This window comes from Phycicoccus sp., from assembly GCF_035325325.1.
Lineage (GTDB): Bacteria > Actinomycetota > Actinomycetes > Actinomycetales > Dermatophilaceae > Phycicoccus.
On record NZ_DAOLAC010000029.1, the window covers coordinates 2,304 to 21,475 of the forward strand.

The 19,172-nt window shown below is 73.5% G+C and carries 20 protein-coding genes; 14 read left to right on the plus strand and 6 right to left on the minus strand.

Translation table 11 applies throughout. The features are described 5' to 3' along the window. The coding region (locus PKA89_RS15115; protein WP_324420885.1) for a hypothetical protein at nucleotides 1-238 on the minus strand (238 nt) is incomplete at its 3' end. On the opposite strand from PKA89_RS15115, the gene PKA89_RS15120 reads away from it, so the two are divergent. Continuing rightward, nucleotides 237-896 carry an SDR family oxidoreductase gene (locus tag PKA89_RS15120; protein ID WP_324420887.1) on the plus strand — a complete coding sequence of 220 codons (660 nt, stop codon included), beginning with the start codon at nucleotides 237-239 and terminating at the stop codon, nucleotides 894-896. The two genes, PKA89_RS15115 and PKA89_RS15120, sit on opposite strands and share 2 nt — an antisense overlap. Nucleotides 897-909: 13 nt before the next feature. Here the strand turns inward: PKA89_RS15120 and PKA89_RS15125 are convergent, their stop codons facing one another. Then, on the minus strand, nucleotides 910-1,872 hold the full coding sequence (locus PKA89_RS15125) for an aminoglycoside phosphotransferase family protein (RefSeq protein WP_324420889.1): 963 nt from the start codon (nucleotides 1,870-1,872) through the stop codon (nucleotides 910-912). Between the two features lie 83 nt (nucleotides 1,873-1,955). On the opposite strand from PKA89_RS15125, the gene PKA89_RS15130 reads away from it, so the two are divergent. Next, nucleotides 1,956-3,527 (plus strand): sodium-dependent transporter, encoded by a 1,572-nt coding sequence (locus PKA89_RS15130; RefSeq protein WP_324420891.1) that lies wholly within the window; start codon nucleotides 1,956-1,958, stop codon nucleotides 3,525-3,527. After that, a complete protein-coding gene (locus tag PKA89_RS15135) occupies nucleotides 3,524-3,652 on the plus strand; it encodes a methionine/alanine import family NSS transporter small subunit (protein WP_324420893.1) in 129 nt (42 codons plus the stop codon). Before PKA89_RS15130 ends, PKA89_RS15135 begins: the two co-directional genes overlap by 4 nt. A 25-nt stretch (nucleotides 3,653-3,677) precedes the next feature. Here the strand turns inward: PKA89_RS15135 and PKA89_RS15140 are convergent, their stop codons facing one another. From PKA89_RS15140 to PKA89_RS15155, 4 genes are all read right to left on the minus strand, one after another. After that, nucleotides 3,678-4,931: an arginine deiminase gene (locus PKA89_RS15140; RefSeq protein WP_324420895.1), complete on the minus strand. Its 1,254-nt coding sequence runs from the start codon at nucleotides 4,929-4,931 to the stop codon at nucleotides 3,678-3,680. 107 nt (nucleotides 4,932-5,038) lie between these two features. Beyond that, entirely contained in the window at nucleotides 5,039-5,755 is a 717-nt protein-coding gene (locus PKA89_RS15145; RefSeq protein ID WP_324420897.1) for an NUDIX domain-containing protein, read from the minus strand. Next, complete coding sequence (locus PKA89_RS15150; protein ID WP_324420898.1) at nucleotides 5,752-6,330, minus strand: isochorismatase family protein; 579 nt, start codon at nucleotides 6,328-6,330, stop codon at nucleotides 5,752-5,754. Before PKA89_RS15150 ends, PKA89_RS15145 begins: the two co-directional genes overlap by 4 nt. After that, a complete protein-coding gene (locus tag PKA89_RS15155; RefSeq protein ID WP_324420976.1) occupies nucleotides 6,323-7,579 on the minus strand; it encodes a nicotinate phosphoribosyltransferase in 1,257 nt (418 codons plus the stop codon). Before PKA89_RS15155 ends, PKA89_RS15150 begins: the two co-directional genes overlap by 8 nt. A 230-nt stretch (nucleotides 7,580-7,809) precedes the next feature. Here PKA89_RS15155 and PKA89_RS15160 point away from each other — a divergent pair, with 230 nt between their 5' ends. The 11 genes from PKA89_RS15160 to PKA89_RS15210 all read left to right on the plus strand — a co-directional run. Beyond that, the gene (locus tag PKA89_RS15160) at nucleotides 7,810-8,520 is read left to right on the plus strand and encodes a hypothetical protein (protein WP_324420901.1); all 711 of its coding nucleotides are present in this window, start codon (nucleotides 7,810-7,812) and stop codon (nucleotides 8,518-8,520) included. Between the two features lie 62 nt (nucleotides 8,521-8,582). Next, nucleotides 8,583-9,107, plus strand: coding sequence for a Pr6Pr family membrane protein (locus PKA89_RS15165; RefSeq protein ID WP_324420903.1), 525 nt, complete (start codon nucleotides 8,583-8,585; stop codon nucleotides 9,105-9,107). Beyond that, entirely contained in the window at nucleotides 9,108-9,314 is a 207-nt protein-coding gene (locus tag PKA89_RS15170) for a hypothetical protein (RefSeq protein WP_324420905.1), read from the plus strand. It begins immediately after the preceding gene. A gap of 163 nt (nucleotides 9,315-9,477) precedes the next feature. Continuing rightward, a complete protein-coding gene (locus tag PKA89_RS15175; RefSeq protein WP_324420907.1) occupies nucleotides 9,478-10,518 on the plus strand; it encodes a LacI family DNA-binding transcriptional regulator in 1,041 nt (346 codons plus the stop codon). A gap of 44 nt (nucleotides 10,519-10,562) precedes the next feature. Further along, entirely contained in the window at nucleotides 10,563-11,837 is a 1,275-nt protein-coding gene (locus tag PKA89_RS15180; protein WP_324420909.1) for a sugar ABC transporter substrate-binding protein, read from the plus strand. Nucleotide 11,838: 1 nt separating this feature from the next. After that, complete coding sequence (locus tag PKA89_RS15185; RefSeq protein WP_324420911.1) at nucleotides 11,839-12,786, plus strand: sugar ABC transporter permease; 948 nt, start codon at nucleotides 11,839-11,841, stop codon at nucleotides 12,784-12,786. A 3-nt stretch (nucleotides 12,787-12,789) separates the two neighbouring features. Beyond that, a complete protein-coding gene (locus PKA89_RS15190) occupies nucleotides 12,790-13,614 on the plus strand; it encodes a carbohydrate ABC transporter permease (RefSeq protein ID WP_324420913.1) in 825 nt (274 codons plus the stop codon). A 49-nt stretch (nucleotides 13,615-13,663) separates the two neighbouring features. Continuing rightward, on the plus strand, nucleotides 13,664-15,277 hold the full coding sequence (locus PKA89_RS15195) for a glucoamylase family protein (protein ID WP_324420915.1): 1,614 nt from the start codon (nucleotides 13,664-13,666) through the stop codon (nucleotides 15,275-15,277). Continuing rightward, entirely contained in the window at nucleotides 15,274-17,157 is a 1,884-nt protein-coding gene (locus tag PKA89_RS15200; RefSeq protein ID WP_324420917.1) for a glycoside hydrolase family 3 N-terminal domain-containing protein, read from the plus strand. Before PKA89_RS15195 ends, PKA89_RS15200 begins: the two co-directional genes overlap by 4 nt. A gap of 130 nt (nucleotides 17,158-17,287) precedes the next feature. Further along, nucleotides 17,288-18,799, plus strand: a complete 1,512-nt coding sequence (locus tag PKA89_RS15205; protein ID WP_324420919.1) for a glycosyltransferase — start codon at nucleotides 17,288-17,290, stop codon at nucleotides 18,797-18,799. After that, on the plus strand, nucleotides 18,796-19,172 hold a 377-nt coding region (locus PKA89_RS15210), incomplete at its 3' end, for a hypothetical protein (protein WP_324420922.1). The genes PKA89_RS15205 and PKA89_RS15210, both read left to right, overlap by 4 nt.

The window sequence follows — 19,172 nt, forward strand, 5'->3', positions numbered from 1 at the left end:
CGAACATCTCGTTGACCACCACCCCGGGCGCATCGCGGCACCAGGCGAACACGGTCTCGCCGACGCCCTCGCCCGCGCTCATCAGCGCGCGCAGGGGCAGGCGGGACTGGGCCCCCGGCGCCGGGCGGGCCGCCCGCGGCCGCCGGGGCGCGCCGCGCCCGCCGCGACCGCCTCCACTGAGCCGACCGGCAGCGACGACCCGGAACACCCGCCGGCCGCGACCTGTTGGCCCGGACATGCGCATCCTCCTCATCGGCGGCCACGGCAAGGTCGCCCGCCACCTGACCCCCCTCCTCGTCGAGCGCTCGCACGCCGTCACCGCGGTCGTCCGCAACCCCGACCACGTCGCGGACGTCGAGGCGGACGGCGCCACGGCCGCCGTCGCCGACGTCGAGTCGATGTCGACCGAGCAGATCGCCGACCTGGTTCGCGGACACGACGCCGTCGTCTGGTCCGCCGGCGCCGGCGGTGGCGCTCCGGACCGTACCTACGCCGTCGACCGGGATGCCGCGATCCGCTCGATGGACGCCGCACAGCAGGCCGGCGCCGACCGCTACGTCATGGTCTCGTACTTCGGCGCCGGACCGGATCACGGTGTGCCGCAGGATGACTCGTTCTTCGCCTACGCCGACGCCAAGACCGCGGCCGATGAGCACCTCCAGGCGTCCGGCCTCGCGTGGACCCTCCTCCGCCCGAGCCGGCTGACCGACGACCGGCCCACGGGCGCGATCGAGACCTCGCGCACCGGCGCCACCCGCAGCGAGGTGCCGCGCGCCGACGTGGCCCTCGTCGTCGCCGAGGTCCTCGCCCGTCCGGCCACGGCCGGCGCCGTCGTGGAGTTCAACACCGGCTCCACACCGGTGGCCGACGAGCTCGACGCCGTCGCCCGCGGCTGACCCGCCGGCCGCCTCAGGGCCCCGCCAGGCCCTCGAGCGTCCCCCGCAGGGCGCGCAGCTGCCACGTGGTGTCCTCGTCCTCGCGGGGTGCCCTCACCAGCTCCGGCACGTAGACCGCGACGTCCGCCAGGGCCCACCGCCGCTCGCGCCAGCGCATCCGCGCGCGGTCGAGCTCTCGCCCGGCCAGCTCCCGGTACAGGGCCGGGACGTCGAGGTCCGTGCGGGCGGCGACGAGCCAGAGGTCGCGCTCTGGCTCGGCGAGCCGCGCGGTGTCCCAGTCGACGAGCACCGGCCCGGACCGCGTGACGACGACGTTGCCCGGGTGCGGTTCGCCGTGGGTGAGCACGGCGGCCGACGGGGCGGGCGGCGGCGCGACGTCGTGCTCGGCCAAGGCGGCCCGCGCCACGGCTCCGTACCGCGTCAGCAGGTCGGCGACCGCGGCGGCCACCGGACCGCCGGCGAGACGCTCCCCTCGAGCGCACCGGTCGAGGGCGTCCTCGAGGTCGGCGCGGCCGGGGAGCGCGAGGTCCTCCGGCTGGGCCGGCACCGCGTCCTGCGGCACGGCGTGCAGGCCGGCGAGCAGCCGGACCACCTGCTCGGCGACCGACGTCGGCCAGCGGTCGCCGAAGGCCCCGGCCGCGCCGTCCAGCCACGGTTGCGCCGAGAGTGACCAGCGGCCGAGCGGCCGGAGCAGCGCACCGTCCCGCGAGGGCACCGGCCCGTGTGCCCCGGAGACACCGGCCGCGCGGGCCGCGCCCGGGACCCCGAAGGCGGCCTCGAGCCGGGCTGCCTCCACATCCGACGGCGTCGCGTCCGCCGTGACGAACCACCGGCGGCCGCCCCCACCCGCCACCGCCCAGTGGTGGCTGCCGTAGCCGACCGGGAGGTACGCGGCCGACGTGGCCCCGGCGTCCCACCCGTCGCGCACGATCTCGAGCACCGCGCTCTCGGGCACGTCGGCGGGCGGGGTCTGCACACCGGCACCGTACGGGGGTGGCCGTCGCGGCGGCACCGTGGTTGGCTGGCCGGCACGCAGCACGCACCCGAGGAAGGACGACGATGACCGCCTCCGACCCGAGCGCCGACGGCGCGCCCCCCACCGCCGACCCCCGCGGCGCCTTCTCCTCCCGCAAGGTGTTCATCCTCGCCGCGATCGGCTCGGCCGTGGGCCTGGGCAACATCTGGCGCTTCCCCTACGTGGCCTACGAGAACGGCGGCGGCGCGTTCATCCTCCCCTACCTCGTCGCCCTGCTCACCGCCGGCCTGCCCTTCCTGCTGCTCGACTACGCTCTCGGACACCGGGGCCGGGGATCGGCGCCCCTGTCGTTCGCCCGCACCGACCGGCGTACCGAGTGGATCGGGTGGTGGCAGGTCGGCATCTGCTTCGTCATCGCGGTCTACTACGCCGCGGTCATCGCCTGGGCGGTGCGGTACACCGGCTTCTCGGTGACCAAGGCCTGGGGCGACGCCCCCGACGAGTTCCTCTTCGGGTCCTTCCTCCAGGCGGGCGACCCCGGCGTGAGCCTCGACGTCGTGCCCGGGGTGCTCGTCCCGCTGGCCCTGGTCTGGGCGGCGGTCCTCGGCATCATGGCCCTCGGCGTCCAGAAGGGCATCGGTGCCACCTCGGTGGTCTTCATCCCCGTGCTGGTCCTCGCCTTCGCCGCCCTCGTCGTCCGTGCCCTCTTCCTGCCCGGCGCCGGCACCGGCCTCGAGGCGCTGTTCACCCCCGACTGGTCCGCGCTCGGCCAGACCTCCGTGTGGGCGGCCGCGTTCGGGCAGATCTTCTTCAGCCTCTCCGTCGGCTTCGGGATCATGATCACCTACAGCTCCTACGTCTCCCGGCGGACCGACATGACCGGTTCCGGGCTGGTCGTAGGCCTGGCCAACTCGGGGTTCGAGCTCCTCGCGGGGATCGGCGTCTTCGCCGCCCTCGGGTTCATGGCCCAGGCGGGCGGCGTCCCGGTCGACGAGGTGGCCTCCGACGGCCTCGGCCTCGCCTTCGTCGCCTTCCCCGCGATCATCAGCGAGGCACCCGCCGGCGCCCTCATCGGCGTCCTCTTCTTCGGCTCGCTGGTCTTCGCCGGCGTCACCTCGCTCGTCAGCGTCATCGAGGTCGTCATCTCGGCGGTGCGCGACAAGTTCGAGATGAGCCGCACCGGCGCGACCCTGGCCGTCGTGCTCCCGTCCGCGCTGGTCAGCCTGGTCTTCTTCAGCACGACGAGCGGGGTGTACGTCCTCGACATCGTCGACCACTTCATCAACCGCTACGGCATCCTGCTCGTCGCCGTGGTGAGCATGCTCGCCGTGGCCTGGCTCGCCCGTGCCCTCGGCCCGCTCGCGGCGCACATGAACCGCACCGGCTCGGTGCGGCTCGGGCGCTGGTGGCTCGTCCTCATCGGGGCCCTCACCCCGGCCGCGCTCACCGTCGTCCTCGTCCGCGAGTTGCTCACCGACCTCGACACGCCCTACGAGGACTACCCCGGCTGGATGCTCGCCACCTTCGGGTGGGGCGTGGCCGCCGCGGTCGTCGTCACCGCCCTGCTCGCACTGCGCGTGCGGTGGCGGACCCAGACCTCCCTCGTCCCGCCCGAGGACGACCCGTCCCTCGACACCGCGGAGGTGCGGTCATGAGCTCCGGAGCGATCGCGATGATGGTCCTCGCCATGCTCGTCCTGTGGGGCGGTCTCGCCCTGGCCATCTGGAACCTGGTGGCGCGCAGCTCGGCTCCCGAGGAGCGCTACCGGCGCGACCTGTGACCGCGACCGGCGTCCGGTGGCGCCGTCAGTAGTCGACCGGGTCGCGCACGAGCGGGCAGGTCATGCAGTGGCCGCCGCCGCGCCCGCGGCCCAGCTCGGAGCCGACGATCTCGACGACCTCGATGCCGGCCTGCCGCAGCAGCGCGTTCGTCGTGGTGTTGCGGTCGTAGGTGAAGACGACCCCGGGCTCGACGGCCACGGCGTTGTTGCCGCTGTCCCACTGCTGGCGCTCGGAGGCGTAGACGTCGCCGCCGGTCTCGATGACCCGCAGGCCGTCGAGCCCGAGGGCGTCGGCGACGACCTTGGTGAAGGTGCCCTCGCCGCGGTCCTCGACCTCCACCCCCGGCTCGGCATCGGCCGGGTGCAGGACGAAGGTGTGCGCGCCGTCCATGACGTTCGGGTAGAGCGTGACGACGTCCCGGTCGGCGAAGGTGAAGACGGTGTCGAGGTGCATCGCCGCCCGCAGCTGGGGCAACCCCGCGACGACGACCTTCTCGGCCGCGCCCTGCGCGAACAGTGCCGCGGCCACCTGGGTGATGGCCTGCCGGGAGGTGCGCTCGCTCATCCCGACGAGGACGACGCCGTTGCCGACCGGCATGACGTCGCCACCCTCGAGGGTCGCCTCGCCCCAGTCGGTCTCCGGGTCGCCCCACCACACCGTGGAGCCCGCGAAGTCGGGGTGGTAGCGGTAGATCGCCTTGTAGATGATCGTCTCGTTCTGGCGGGCCGGCCAGTAGAGCGGGTTGAGGGTGAGCCCGCCGTACACCCAGCACGTCGTGTCGCGGGTGTACAGCGTGTTCGGCAGCGGCGGCAGGAGGTACTCGCGGGCGCCGGTCTGCTCGCGCGCGAGCATGACGAAGGGGGTGCGGAACTCCTCGGGGAGGTCGGGGATGGCCAGGCCCCCGATGAGGAACTCCGCGAGCCGCGCCGGGTCGAGGGTCTCGAGGAAGGCCCGGGTGGAGTCGACGAGGCCGAGCCCGACGTGCTTCGGCACGATCTTGCGGTCGAGGAGCCAGTCCCGGGCGCCGGGGATGGCCATCGTCTCGGCGAGGACGTCGTGCAGCTCGACGACCTCGACCCCGAGCCCGCGCAGCTTCTCGACGAAGTCGGCGTGGTCGCGCTCGGCCTGGCCGACCCACATGACGTCGTCGAACAGCAGCGCGGCGGAGTTGGTCGGCGTGAGGCGACGGTGGGCCAGGCCGGGGCGGCAGACCAGCACCTTGCGCAGCCGTCCGACCTCGGAGTGCACCCCGTGGGTCACGGCGGGGGCGTCGGTCATGGGAGTCCTCCACGGTCGGCGGAACGGGGCCGGCCGGCCCGGCCGGGACCTCGATCCCATCACAGTCCGCACCACGCCACCAGCGCCCACCGCGGTCCACCGACGAGTCAGTCGCCTCCGCGGGTGGTCGGTCGCAGCATCGGCGGCTGGATGTCGGTCGCCCTCCCGCGCCGGTACAGGAGCGCCGGGCGCCCCCCGGCGGTGGACACGCCGTGGGCGTCGGTCGGGACGACGAAGCCGTCCGTGCCGAGCACCTTGCGCCGGAAGTTGCCGAGGTCGGGCGGCGAGCCCCACACCGCCGTGTACACGCGTCGCAGCTCGGGAAGGGTGAAGGGTTCGGCGACGAACTCCCGTGCCAGGGTGGTGTACTCGAGCTTGGCCCGGATGCGCTCACGGGCGTCGCGGAGGATCTGCTCGTGGTCGAAGGCGAGCGTCGGGGCGTCCGGTCCGCCGTCGAGGACGTCGTCCACCGACCACCACCGGGCGTTGGCGGCGTCCGAGCCGGCGGTCGGCTCGGGCAGGTCGGGGGCGAACGCCACGTGCGCGACCGAGACGACGCGCATCCGCGGATCGCGGTCCGGGGCCGAGTAGGTGCGCAGCTGCTCCAGGTGCCCCTCGAACCGCTCGACCCCGGTCTCCTCGACGAGCTCGCGCCACGCGGCGGTCTCGGCGTCCTCGTCGACCTGGACGAAGCCGCCGGGCAGCGCCCAGGACCCCGCGAAGGGCTCGCCGCCGCGCTCGACGAGCAGCACCGAGAACGCGCCGTCGCGGATGGTGAAGACCGCGAGGTCGACGGTGACGGCGAAGGGCGGGTGCTCGCTCACGGGCCGACCTCCGCCCCGGCCGCCGCCATCTCGGCCAGTGCCGCCCGGCTGGTCTCCTCCGCGACGCCGGCGTGCATCCCCGGGAGCAGCCGCACCGAGAAGCCCTCGCGCCGCGCGTCGAGGACGGTGGCGCGGACGCAGTGGTCGGTGGCGATCCCCACGACGTCGAGGTGGGTGACCCCGAGCCCGTGCAGCAGGTCGGCGAGCGCCACCCCGTCGGCGGTGCGTCCCTCGAAGGCGCTGTACGCGGCCGATCCGGCCCCCTTGCGCACCTCGTGCGTGATGCCGCTCGTGTCGAGCGCAGCGGCGTACTCCGCCCCCGGCCCGGTCGAGACGCAGTGCGCCGGCCAGGTCGTGCGGTAGTCGGGCTCCTCGTTGGGTGCGGCGAAGTGGCCGCCGTTCGTGCCGTGCGGCTCGTGCCAGTCGCGCGAGGCGACGACGGCCGCGTAGCCGGAACCGTGGGCGGCGACGTGCTCGCCGATCCGGCGGGCGACCTCGGACCCGCCCTCCACGCCGAGGGCCCCGCCCTCGACGAAGTCGGTCTGCACGTCGACGACGACGAGCGCGTCAGCCATCGGTCTCTCCTTCGAGGGTTGCGGTGAGGTACGGGCGCCCGGCGGACACCGAGCGCGCGGCCTCGGGGAGGGTGGCGAGGGCCGCCGCGCAGTGCGTGCGGACCTCGGCGAGCGGAGGGTCGTGGACCAGCCGACCGCCGCGCACCACCGGCACCTGGACCGGGGTGGCCCCGGGCTCGGTCAGGCCGTCGACCCGGTACCACTCGCGGGTGACGCGGCCGTCGGCGTCGTGGGTGCGCCACGCGGTCTTGCCGCCGCCGACCGAGATCTTGTCGTGGCTCTTCTTCGCTACGGCGTGCAGCGGTCCGCCGGGCTCGAACCCGACGGCGACGAGCTTGTAGACCATGCTCGCCGTCGGGTGCCCCGACCCGGTGACGACCCGGGTGCCGACCCCGTAGCCGTCGATCGGGGCGTCCGCGAGGGCGGTGATGACGTACTCGTCGAGGTCGCTCGTCGCGATGATGCGGGTGTCGTGGGCGCCGAGCTCGTCGAGGAGCGCGCGCGCCGCCGCCGCGGTGTCGGCGAGGTCGCCGGAGTCGATCCGGACCGCGCCGAGCCCCGGGCCGGCCACCTCGACGGCCGTCCGGATGCCCTGCTCGACGTCGTAGGTGTCGACGAGCAGCGTGGTGTCCTTGCCCTGCACCGCCACCTGGCTGGCGAACGCCTCGGCCTCGCTCGGGTGGGCGAGGGTGAACGCGTGGGCCGCCGTGCCGACCGTCGGCACCCCGTGGCGGAAGCCGGCGGCGAGGTTGCTCGTCGACGCGAAGCCGGCCAGGTGGGCCGCGCGGGCCGCGGCGACCGCCGCCTCCTCCTGGGTGCGCCGGCTGCCCATCTCGACGAGCGGCCGGCCCCCGGCCGCGAGCACCATCCGGGCGGCGGCGCTCGCCACGGCGCTGTCGTGGTTGAGGACGCTCAGCACGAGGGTCTCGAGCATCACGCACTCGCCGAGGGTGCCGCGCACGGTGAGCACCGGGCTGCCGGGGAAGTAGAGGTCGCCCTCGGGGTAGGCGTCGACGTCCCCGGTGAAGCGGAAGGCGCGCAGCCACGCGGCCGTCGCGTCGTCGACGACGTCCTGCGCCCGCAGCCAGTCCACCTCCGCCGGGTCGAACCGGAAGTCCGCGAGCATCGGGGCGAGCCGGCCGAGCCCGGCGACGACGCCGTAGCGACGCCCCTCCGGCAGCCGGCGCGCGAACGTCTCGAAGACGGCGGGATGCTCGACGCTGCCGTCGCGGACGAAGGCGGTGAGCATCGTCAGCTCGTAGCGGTCGGTCAGCAGGCCGGGACTGGCGGGCACCGGGACCTCCTCGGGTTAAAGTCATTGTGACCATAACAGGTCGGGCGGGCGATCGGAACCATCCTCGGCGACCCGGCCCGGCCACGGGGCGAGGCGTTCGGCTCGGGGACGTCCGGGGGCACTCGGGGTCGGCTCAGGGGTACCCCCCACAGACAGCGACCACCGGTGGCCGCCACGCTCGACGCATGACGACCACCGCGACACGGCCCGCCGCCGGCCGCCTGGCCCGGGACCCGGGGCATCCGGCCGGGCGCCCCACCTCGTGGGCCGCGACCGCACCGCTCGGCGGCCCGACCCGGGCGCCGGCCCTCCGGTCCGCGGCCGGGCACGGGCGGGCCCTGCGCGCCACGCGGTCCGCACGCACCGCCCTCGTGGCGCTGCTCGGATCCCTCACGCTGACGGTGCCCGCCCTGACCCTCCTCGGCCGCGCCGACACGGCGACCGTCGACGTGGTCACGTCGTTCCTCATCGTCGGCGCGCTCGAGCTCGTCACGGCCCGGGCCCTGTGGAGCCTCACCCACCGCCGGTCGCCCCCGGCCGCGTACGCCGCACTCCTGGCCCGCATCGGGTACGCCCTCCTCGTCGCCGTCGGTGCACTCGTCCTCCTCGACGACGGCGCGCGCGGGGCGGCGGAGTTCCGGCAGCACTGGACGAGCGCCGCCGCCGTCATCGGGCTCGGGTTCGTGGCCCTGGCCGTGGCGTTCTGGCACAGCCGGATCGGGACCAGGATCGCGCCGCTCGCGCTGGCCGGAACCGGGTTGGCCGGGATGGCCGTCGCGGTCCTCCCGGTGGACGTCCCGCCCGTCGCGTCGGTGCTCCCGCTCGTCGTCGGCGACCTCGTCCTCGTCGCGGCGCTCGCCGGCCGCACCGTCCGACCGCGACCGACCGCGGCCTGAGCCGGGCCCGCCCTCGGGCGCGCCGCGGCCGCCGACCCGGACGGCGCGGCATACTCGCCCCCGTGGTCGACGTCGCCGCCCCCGAGCCCTCCACGGCGGCCCGCGCGGCGTTCGCCGTCAACGCCGCGGTCGCCTGGCTCGGCATCGCGCTCACCGTCGTCATCTCCGGCGCGGGCGGCTACGCCGACACCGTCCCGGACGCGGGGCTCTACGGGGTGCACCCGGACGGCGCGGCCGGGGTCGTCTCGCGGCTCGCCGACACGCTCAGCTACTTCACGATCTGGTCCAACGTCGTCGTCGCGGTCTCGGCCACGCTCCTCGCCCGGCGCCCCCTGCGCGACGGTCCCGTGGTCCGCGTGCTGCGGCTGGACGCGCTCCTGATGATCACGGTGACCGCGATCGTCTACCAGGTGCTGCTCGCCCCGAGCGCCGACGTCGTCGGCTGGTCCCGGCTCACCGACCCGATCCTCCACGTCGTCACGCCGGCCCTCACCGTCCTCGTGTGGCTCGTCGTCGGACCACGCGGCTGGGTGTCGGGGCGACTCGTACCACTGGCGCTCGTCGTCCCCCTCACCTGGATCGGGTGAATGCTCGCCCGCGGCGCGGTGGTCGGCGCCTACCCGTACGACTTCGCGAACGTCGCGACGCTCGGGTACGGGTCGGTGGCGCGCACGCTGGCCCTCATCCTCGTCTTCGGGCTCGTCGTGGCGAGCGTCTACTGGGGCCTCGACGCGCTCCTGACCCGGCGGAGCCGGCGGCCCGGCGAGCCGGACCGGCCGAATCCGACCGGCTGAATCGACGAGCGGCAAACCCGCAGGTCAGCGACCCGGAGCGGATCGTGGACGCGCCGTCCTGACATCGATGTCGCCCCGGCGAGGGGTTGCCGAGCACGGACCCCCGTGGCAGTGTAAGCGCTCACAACCACGGTTGTAAGCGCTTACAAGGAGGTGTGCGCGGATGACCCCGGGCTCGAGCACGCACGATCACGCCGGCACGACGATCTACTCGGTCGCCGCCGCCGCCGGCGTCTCCATCGCCACCGTCTCCCGTGTCGTCCAAGGCAGCAGCGCGGTCTCGGACCGCACCCGCGAGAAGGTCCTCGAGGCGATCGACCGGCTCGACTACATGCCCCTCGCGGCCGCTCGATCGCTCGCGGTGCGCCATCACGAGGCGCTCGGCCTCGTCCTCCCCGAGCTCTCCGGACCGTACTTCTCCGAGCTCCTCATGGGCTTCGAGGAGGCCGCCGCGGGCCTCGACCTCAGTGTCGTCCTCGCCCTCGTCGAGCCCGACCGCCCCCTGGACGGCCCCCGGTTCACCCGGCTCGCGGCCGGGGTCGACGGCGTCGCCGTCCTCGGCGGGCTGCTCCCGGACGCCGTCCTGCGCCGCGCGGCCCGGCAGAAGCCGCTGCTCGTCGTCGCCGGCGAGGGGGCCGACGGCTTCGAGCACCTGGCCGCCGAGAACCTCACGAGCGCCCGGGAGCTGACGGCGCACCTCGTGCGCGACCACGGCCGCACCCGGCCGGTCTTCGCGGGCGACCCGGACATCGCCCCCGACGTCCGGCAGCGGTTCGACGGGTTCGCCGAGGCGCTGCGCGAGCACGGCCTCGAGGTCTCCCCGCCCCTCGGTGGCGGCCTGCGCGAGAGCGACGGCACCGCCGCGGCCGAGCGGCTCCTCGCCGACGGCCTGCCCGCCGACGCCGTCGTCTGCGCCAACGACGAGATCGCCCTCGCCCTCACCGCACGGCTCGCCGACGCCGGCGTCCGCGTCCCCGAGGACCTCGCCGTCACCGGCTGGGACGACGTGATGGCGGCGCGGTACGTCCGCCCCGGGCTCACCACCGTGCGCCAGCCGGTCCGCGAGCTGGGCCGGATCGCGGCCCACCGCCTCCACGAGCGCGTCACCGGCGTGCCCGGCGGCCACGACGCGGGCCTCCTCGCGACCCGGGTCGTGCTGCGCGGCTCGTGCGGATGCCCCGAGCCGTCGCCGACCGCCCCCTGAGACCACACCCGGCCCAGTCCACCCCACAAGGAAGTGAGATCGACATGAGACGACGTTCGACGACCGCCCTGGCCGTCGTGGCCACGGCAGCCCTGACCCTGGGCGCGTGCGGCCGCGACAACGGCGGCACCGGAGAGGCGGCCCAGGGCACCGACGTCGGCTCCGGCAAGGCGACCGGCACCATCACCGTCTGGGCCATGGGCGCCGAGGGCGAGAAGCTCCCGGAGCTGGCCAAGGACTTCGAGGCGCAGAACCCCGGCGCCAAGGTCAACGTCACCGCGATCCCCTGGGACGCCGCGCACGACAAGTTCACGACCGCGATCACGGCCAACAGCACCCCCGACGCCGCGATGGTCGGCACGACGTGGATGGGCGAGTTCGCCGGGCTCGGCGCGCTCGACCCGCTGCCCGGCAACATCGACTCCGGCGGCTTCTTCCCCGGCGCACAGAAGACCACCGAGGTCGACGGCACCTCGTACGGCATCCCCTGGTACGTCGAGACCCGGCTCCTCTTCTACCGCACCGACCTCGCGAAGAAGGCCGGCTACGACGCCGCCCCGACCGACTGGCAGGGCCTGAAGGACATGGCCAAGGCCATGCAGACCAAGGCCGGCGCGACGTGGGGCCTCGGCCTCCAGGCCGGCGGCCAGGGCTCGTGGCAGACGATCATGCCGTTCGCCTGGGGCGAGGGCGCCTCGCTGAGCGACGGGAAGAAGTACACCTTCGACACCCCGGAGCTGCTCAAGGCCGCCCAGTACTACCAGTCGTTCTTCACCGACGGCATCAGCGACAAGGCCGCTCCGGCGCAGCCCACGACCGAGCCCGACTTCGCGTCGGGCAAGGTCCCGATGTTCATCTCCGGCCCGTGGATGATGTCCGCGGTCGAGAAGGTCGGCGGTGCCGGCTTCAAGGACAAGTACGCCGTCGCCAAGCTGCCCGCGGGCGCCAAGGAGAGCAGCTCGTTCGTCGGCGGCTCCGACTTCGTCGTCTTCAAGAACAGCAAGCAGCGCGACACCGCGTGGAAGTTCGTCCAGTTCCTCTCCGACCCCAAGACCCAGGCGAAGTGGTACGGCATGTCCACCGACCTGCCGTCCGTGCAGTCGGCGTGGGACGACCCGGCCCTCTCCGGCGACGAGAAGCTCAGGGTGTTCGGCGAGCAGCTGAAGACCGCCCAGGCTCCGCCGTCGTTCGCCACCTGGGAGCAGGTCATCGCCTCCTTCGACAGCGAGATGGAGAAGGTGACCAAGACCGGCGCCGACCCCAAGAAGGCGCTGGAGACCGTCCAGCAGCAGGCGGACTCGATCGGCACCGGTCAGTGACATGACCACGACGACCGCCCCGCCGGCCCCTGTCGGCGAGTCCACCGCCCCCGGGCGGCGGCGCACCCGCGCCGCCGCCCGGGCGGAGGGGCGGGCCGCGTGGATCCTCGCCCTCCCGTTCTGCCTGCTCTTCCTGACGTTCACCGCGTGGCCGGTCCTCCAGTCGCTCTTCATGAGCTTCACCGACACGCGCTCACGCGACCTGCGGTCGCCGTTCTCGGTCGACGTCGTCGGCCTCGAGAACTACACCAGGGCGCTGTCCGACCCGCTGTTCCTCCAGTCGATGCGGAACACGGCGTACTTCGTCCTCGTCGGCGTGCCGCTGACCCTTGTCGTCGCGCTCGCCGCGGCGGTCGCGCTCAACCGCGGCATCCACCGCTTCCGCGCGGTCTTCCGGCTCGGCTTCTACACCCCGGTCATCACCTCGATCGTCGCGATCGCCGTCGTCTGGCGCTTCCTGCTCCAGTCCGACTCGGGGCTGGTCAACACCGTGCTCGGGTGGGTCGGCATCGACGGCCCGAACTGGCTCGGCGACCCGCACTGGTCGATGCCGGCGCTCATCCTCATGGCGACCTGGCGCAACTTCGGCACCGGGATGATCATCTTCCTCGCCGGGCTGCAGGCCGTGCCGTGGCACCTGCACGAGGCCGCCGCCATCGACGGTGCCTCGTCGTGGAAACGGTTCCGGTACATCACCCTTCCGCTGATGCGCCCGACCATCCTCTTCGTCTCGGTGACCACGGGCATCGGCTACCTGCAGTTCTTCGAGGAGCCGTTCGTCATGACCAACGGCGGTCCCCTGAACTCGACGATCTCGATGTCGATGTACACGTACAAGCAGTTCGGCTTCGGCAACTACGGGTACGCGGCGTCGATCAGCTACGTCATCTTCGTCCTCGTCGCGGTGGTCACCGCGATCCAGTTCCGGCTCCTGCGAGAGGAGCGCTGACCCGTGCTCAACGCCCAGCGCACCAACCGATGGCTCTACGGCGTCCTCACCGTGGCCCTCGTCGTGGTCGTCGCCCCGTTCGTCTGGATGGTCCTCGGCTCGTTCAAGTCCGAGGGCGAGCTGCGCCAGTCGCCGCCCACCTGGTGGCCGCAGAGCGCCTCGCTGGACAACTACACACAGCTGTTCAGCCGGCTCGACTTCGGCGGCTACTTCACGAACTCGCTCGTCGTCGCCGTCGTGGTCACCGCGGGCAACCTGCTCTTCTGCTCCATGCTCGGCTACGCCCTGGCGATGCTTGAGTTCCGCGGCAAGAGAGCCCTCTTCCTCGTCGTCATGACGACGCTGATGATCCCGGGTGTCGTGACCTTCGTCCCGCTGTTCGTGCTCGTCGCGAACGCCGGCCTCGTCGACACCCTGCCGGGGCTCTTCCTGCCGTTCCTCGTCGCGCCGTTCGGGGTGTTCCTCATGCGGCAGTTCATCTCGGGACTGCCCCGTGACCTCGTCGACGCCGGCCGGGTCGACGGCGCGGGCGAGCTGCGCATCTTCGCGCGGATCATCCTGCCGCTGTGCGGTCCCGCCCTCGCGACCCTCGGCATCCTCACCTTCCTCGGCAGCTGGAACAACTTCCTCTGGCCGCTCGTCGTGGCCCAGACCGAGGACACCTACACCCTCCCCGTCGCCCTCGCGCTCTACAGCACCGGGCAGAACAGCACGCAGTACGGGCTCCTCCTGGCCGGCGCCACCGTCGTCGTCCTGCCCGTCCTCGTCGTCTTCCTCGTCTTCCAGCGCCGCTTCATCGAGGGCATCGCCACGACCGGCATCAAGTGAGGTCCGGCAGCGTCCGGACCCGGCACCCATCCCGTCAGGAGAGTTCCAGATGACCCCCCGTCCCACCCTCCCCGGCGCCTCCCGCCGCCAGCTGCTCGTCGGTGGCGCGGCCGCGCTCGGCGGCCTCGTCGTCAACGGTGCCGCAGCCCAGCCCGCCAACGCCGCACCGCGTTCCGCCGCGCCGTCCCTCGTCCGCGGCGCCGACCACCACCACGCCTGGAGCAGCCGCACGGTGCGCCGCTGGGCGGCCGACACGTGGCGCTCCCTCGTCGCGATGACCGACGAGCGCACCGGCCTGCCCGCCGACAACGTGCCGGAGTCGCTGGCCCCCGCCGACCGCAGCGGCTACACCTCGCCGACCAACATCGGCGGCTACCTCTGGAGCACGGTCGTCGCGCGCGAGCTCGGGATCATCACCCCCGGCGAGGCGACCCGGCGGGTGCGGCAGACGCTGACCACCCTGCTGCGGATGGAGCACCACGAGCCGAGCGGTCTCTACTACAACTGGTACGACGAAGCGACCGGCGAGAAGCTCACCACCTGGCCGGACTCCGGAGACCCGGTGTACCCCTTCGTCTCCAGCGTCGACAGCGGCTGGCTCGGCGCGGCCCTCCTCGTCGTCCGGGAGGCCGTCCCCGGCGCCCGCCCACTCGCCGACCGGCTCTTCCGCCGGATGCGTTGGGACATGTTCTACGACACCGCGGTCGCGCTGAAGCCGGGCCTCATCCACGGTGGCTTCTACCCCGACGCGCCGGCCTCGACCGACGGCCTGTTCCAGGGCAACCACATCGGCGTCGGTCCCGACGTCTGGTACACGAACCACCACTACGACACGACGGTGTCCGAGACGCGCATCACCAGCTATCTCGGCATCCTCACCGGACAGGTCCCCGGTGCGCAGTACTACGCGATGTGGCGCACCTTCCCGGCGACCTGCGACTGGTCCTGGCACGAGATGCAGCCGGTCGGCGAGACCCGCCGCTACCTCGGGGTCGACGTGTACGAGGGCGCCTACACCTACCGGGGGATGCATGTCGTCCCGGGCTGGGGCGGCTCGATGTTCGAGGAGCTGATGCCCGACGTCTTCGTTCCCGAGGCGAGGTGGGCCCCGCGGTCCTGGGGACGCAACCACCCCCTGCACGTCCGGGCACAGCGTGAGCACGGGCTGCTCGAGGCGAAGTACGGGTACTGGGGCTTCTCCCCGTCGTCGAACCCGGCGGGGGGCTACCGCGAGTACGGGGTCGACGCCCTCGGGCTCAACCCCGACGGCTACTTCTCCGACCAGGAGAGGACGAACTACGACCCGGGCTTCGGCGACTGCCGGGCCGCGACCAACCCCGACCCGACCTACGGCGACGGCGTCGTCACCCCGCACGCGTCCTTCCTCGCGATGATGCACGAGCCGCGGGAGGCGTTCGCGAACCTCGCCGGCATCGAGCAGGAGCTCGGCGCGTACGGCCGGGGCGGCTTCTTCGACGCCGTCGCCGTGCACTCCGGGACGATCGCCCGGCGCTACCTCTCCCTCGACCAGGCGATGGTCATGGGCGCGGTCGGCAACGTACTGGGTCGCGACGTGATCCGGAAGGCCTTCTCCACGAAGGCGGTCGAGAGGCGGCTGCGCCCGGTCATCGGCATCGAGGAGTTCGGGGCGGGCCCGGCGTGACCCCCTCCGCCTCCACCGGCACCCCCGTCGTCGCCCATCCGGCCACCGGGGACGCCCCCGCCTGGCGCGACCTCAACGGCAACGGCGTCATGGACCCCTACGAGGACCCCCGGCTCTCGGTCGAGGAGCGCGTCGAGGACCTCCTCGGGCGGCTCTCCCTCGAGGAGAAGGTCGGCCTGATGTTCCACACGGTCATCGAGGCCGGTGCCGACGGTGAGCTCCTCGAGGCGCCCGGAGCCATCAGCAAGTCACCGACGAGCGACGTCGTCCTGCGCAAGCACCTCTCGCACTTCAACGTCCACGCCCTCGAGAACGCCCGGCAGGCCGCGCGCTGGAGCAACAACCTCCAGCGCCTCGCCGAACGAACGCCGCACGGCATCCCGGTGACGGTGAGCACCGACCCACGGCACGCGTTCATCGAGAACGCCGGGGTGTCCTTCGCCGCGGGCTCGTTCTCGCAGTGGCCGGAGCCGCTGGGGCTCGCTGCGCTGCGCGACCCCGCACTGGTCCGCCGCTTCGCCGACATCGCGCGGCAGGAGTACGTGGCGGTGGGCATCCGGGAGGCGCTGCACCCGACCCTCGACCTCGCCACCGAGCCGCGGTGGGCGCGCCAGGCGGGCACCTTCGGGCAGGAGCCCGACCTGACCGGCGACCTCGGCGTCGCCTACCTCGAGGGCTTCCAGGGCGGACCGGAGCTCGGTCCGCAGACCGTGGCCTGCGTGACGAAGCACTTCCCCGGCGGGGGTCCGCAGAAGGACGGCGAGGACGCCCACTTCCCCTACGGCCGCGAACAGGTCTACGAGGGAGGGCGGTTCGCCGATCACCTGGCCCCCTTCCCCCGGGCCATCGCCGCCGGGACCGCGGCCGTCATGCCGTACTACGGGATGCCGGTCGGGCTCGCGATCGACGGCGAGCCGGTCGAGGAGGTCGGTTTCGGCTACAACCGCCAGGTCGTCACCGGCCTGCTGCGCGAGCGACTCGGGTACGACGGCGTCGTCCTCACCGACTGGGAGCTCGTCAACGACAACCACGTGGGCGACCAGGTGCTCCCGGCCCGGGCCTGGGGTGTCGAGCACCTCGACCCCGCCGGCCGGATGGAGCTGCTGCTGCATGCGGGGGCGGACCAGTTCGGCGGGGAGGAGTGCGTCGAGGTGCTCCTCGACCTCGTGCGGGAGGGACGGGTCCCCGAGTCGCGGGTCGACGAGTCCGCGCGCCGGCTGCTGCGGGTGAAGTTCCGCCTCGGACTGTTCGACGACCCGTTCGTCGACGAGGCCGCCGCCGTCGACGTGCTCGGCAACGCGGAGTTCCGCCGCGAGGGGTTCGAGGCCCAGGCCCGCTCGGTGACCCTGCTGCGCAACGAGCCGGTCGCCGGCCGTCCGGTGCTGCCGCTCGCCCCGCGGTCGCGGGTGTACGCCGAGGGCGTCCCGGCGGCCGACGTCGAGGCCGCGGGACTCCTCCCGGTGGCACGTCCCGAGGACGCGGACGTCGCCGTCGTCCGCCTCGCCGCGCCGTTCGAACCGCGCGACGACCTGTTCCTCGAGGCCTGGTTCCACCAGGGGTCCCTCGACTTCCCGCCCGGCCGCGTCACGCGGATGCAGCGCCTCGCCGCCCTGTGCCCGCTCGTGGTCGACGTGACCCTCGACCGTCCGGCGGTGCTCGCGCCGCTGGTGCCGGTGTGCTCCGCGCTCACCGGCAGCTACGGGTCGAGCAACGCCGCGCTGCTGGCCGCGCTGACCGGGGAGATCCCACCGGTCGGCCGGCTGCCCTTCGACCTCCCGGAGTCGATGGACGCCGTGCGGCGACACCCCGAGGACGTCCCCGGGTTCGGGGACGACGCCCTCTTCCGGTGCGGCGACGGTCTGTCACTGGGTCCCGTCTGACCGCAACCGGCCCGCGGGCCCGCCACCGTGACCCGGTGGCGGGCCCGTCGGCGTCCCCCGGACGGCCGGCGTATCAGGCAGGTGCCCAGGCCGCTCCTCCTCCGCATCGGACCGGAGCGAGGAGGCCGTCATGGGTGCTGAGCACGTCGTGCTCGCCGCGTATGTGGCGTGCCTCGTCCTCGTCCTCGTGTTCTCACTGACGACCGCCCACCTCGCGGTCGCCGTCCTGCGGGCTCGCCGCCACCCGGTCGCACCGGGGTCGGGCACCGACCCGCGAAGGGCCCGGGTCACGGTGCAGCTGCCGATCTACAACGAGCTGCACGTGGCCGAGCGCGTCATCGACGCCGCAGCCCGGCTGCACCACCCGCCCCAGCTGCTGCGCATCCAGGTGCTGGACGACTCCACCGACGCCACGACCGCGGTCGTCGACGCCGCCGTCGCCCGCCACCGGGTGCGGGGTGTCGACGTCCGGGTGGTCCGCCGGGCGGACCGGGCGGGGTACAAGGCGGGCGCCCTCGCCGACGGGCTGGCCCGGGACGACGCGGAGTTCGTCCTGGTCCTCGACGCCGACTTCGTGCCGCGGCCGGACCTGGTCGAGCGGCTCCTCGCCGGCGTCGACGGGCCGGACGTCGCCGCCGTCCAGGCCCGGTGGGGCTTCCTCAACGAGGAGGAGTCGATGACCACCCGCGTCGAGGCCTTCCTCCTCGGGATGCACTTCGGTGTCGAACAGCCGGGCCGCGCCCTCACCGGGGGGATGCTCAACTTCAACGGCACCGCGGGGATGTGGCGCCGAGCCGCCATCGAGGACGCCGGCGGGTGGGACGGGCGGACGGTCACCGAGGACATCGACCTGTCCTACCGGGCCCAGCTGCGCGGCTGGCGGATCGTCTACCTCGAGGACGTCGTCGTGCCGAGCGAGCTCCCCGCCGACATCGGCGCGCTGCGCGGCCAGCAGCACCGCTGGATCAAGGGTGGTGCCCAGAACGCACGCCTGCACCTCGGGGCGGTGGCCCGCCACGACGCCCCCGGCCAGGTCCGCTGGCACGCGGCCGCGCACCTGCTCTCGGGGACGCTCTACACGGTCATCCTGGCGATGCTCACCCTCAGCGTGCCGCTGGCGGCGCTCAAGAACACCGCCGTGCGGACGGAGTACGTCGACTGGGGGATGCCCTTCACCGCCGCGACGCTCGCCCTCGGCTGGACCCTCGCCGTGGCGCACCGTCCGCGTGGACGCCGGGGATGGCTGCGGTTCGGGCTCCTGCTGCCCGCCTTCCTCGTCTTCACGATGGGCCTCGCCGTCCACAACGGCCTCGCCGCGCTGTCCGGATGGTTCGGGCGCCCGGGTGGCGAGTTCGTCCGCACGGCCAAGGCCGGGACCGACGGCTGGCGAACGGCGGCCTACGCCGGGCGCACCGTCGACCGGCGCGTGCTCCGCGAGCTGGCCGCCGCGGGCTGGCTGGTCCTCGGTCTCGCCGTCGCGTGGTGGCGCCGCGAGCCCGCCCTCGTCCCGCTCCAGCTGATGGGCCTCACCGGGCTGTCGTGGGTGCTCGCCCTCTCGGTCCTCCATCCCTGGCAGGCCCGCCGGCGCGTGCGAGGCGCCCGCGGCGTCCCCTCCCCCCGACCCCAGGAGGTCACGTCATGATCAGCGCCCCCGGCCCCTCGATGCTCGACGAGAAGCTCTTCGTCGCTCGCTTCGACGCCCCCTTCCCGGACCTCTACGAGCGCTGGTGGGACGGTGTGGAGTGGATCTGGGTCAACCACGGCCGGCCCAACGGGGAGAAGGTCGTGCAGTCGCCGGGGGCCGCGATGTCGAACTCGAAGCTGTTCGTCGTCACCGAGACCGGCTCCCTCTGGGAGCGGCACTGGCGTGCGGAGGAGCGGCGCTGGGCCTGGGAGGACCACGGCCGCCCCGGCAACCAGCGGATCGTCCACGCCCCGGGGGCCGCGATGCTCGACGAGAAGCTGTTCGTCACGACCGAGACCGGCAACGTCTGGGAACGGCACTGGCGCGCCGA

Excerpts from the sequence above, each read along its gene's own strand:
- PKA89_RS15150 (WP_324420898.1), bottom strand. The coding sequence starts at position 6,330 with ATGGCTGACGCGCTCGTCGTCGTCGACGTGCAGACCGACTTCGTCGAG.
- PKA89_RS15120 (WP_324420887.1), top strand. The coding sequence starts at position 237 with ATGCGCATCCTCCTCATCGGCGGCCACGGCAAGGTCGCCCGCCACCTG.
- PKA89_RS15160 (WP_324420901.1), top strand. The coding sequence starts at position 7,810 with ATGACGACCACCGCGACACGGCCCGCCGCCGGCCGCCTGGCCCGGGAC.
- PKA89_RS15205 (WP_324420919.1), top strand. The coding sequence starts at position 17,288 with ATGGGTGCTGAGCACGTCGTGCTCGCCGCGTATGTGGCGTGCCTCGTC.
- PKA89_RS15180 (WP_324420909.1), top strand. The coding sequence starts at position 10,563 with ATGAGACGACGTTCGACGACCGCCCTGGCCGTCGTGGCCACGGCAGCC.
- PKA89_RS15175 (WP_324420907.1), top strand. The coding sequence starts at position 9,478 with ATGACCCCGGGCTCGAGCACGCACGATCACGCCGGCACGACGATCTAC.
- PKA89_RS15155 (WP_324420976.1), bottom strand. The coding sequence starts at position 7,579 with ATGCTCACCGCCTTCGTCCGCGACGGCAGCGTCGAGCATCCCGCCGTC.
- PKA89_RS15195 (WP_324420915.1), top strand. The coding sequence starts at position 13,664 with ATGACCCCCCGTCCCACCCTCCCCGGCGCCTCCCGCCGCCAGCTGCTC.
- PKA89_RS15170 (WP_324420905.1), top strand. The coding sequence starts at position 9,108 with ATGCTCGCCCGCGGCGCGGTGGTCGGCGCCTACCCGTACGACTTCGCG.
- PKA89_RS15135 (WP_324420893.1), top strand. The coding sequence starts at position 3,524 with ATGAGCTCCGGAGCGATCGCGATGATGGTCCTCGCCATGCTCGTCCTG.
- PKA89_RS15140 (WP_324420895.1), bottom strand. The coding sequence starts at position 4,931 with ATGACCGACGCCCCCGCCGTGACCCACGGGGTGCACTCCGAGGTCGGA.
- PKA89_RS15185 (WP_324420911.1), top strand. The coding sequence starts at position 11,839 with ATGACCACGACGACCGCCCCGCCGGCCCCTGTCGGCGAGTCCACCGCC.
- PKA89_RS15130 (WP_324420891.1), top strand. The coding sequence starts at position 1,956 with ATGACCGCCTCCGACCCGAGCGCCGACGGCGCGCCCCCCACCGCCGAC.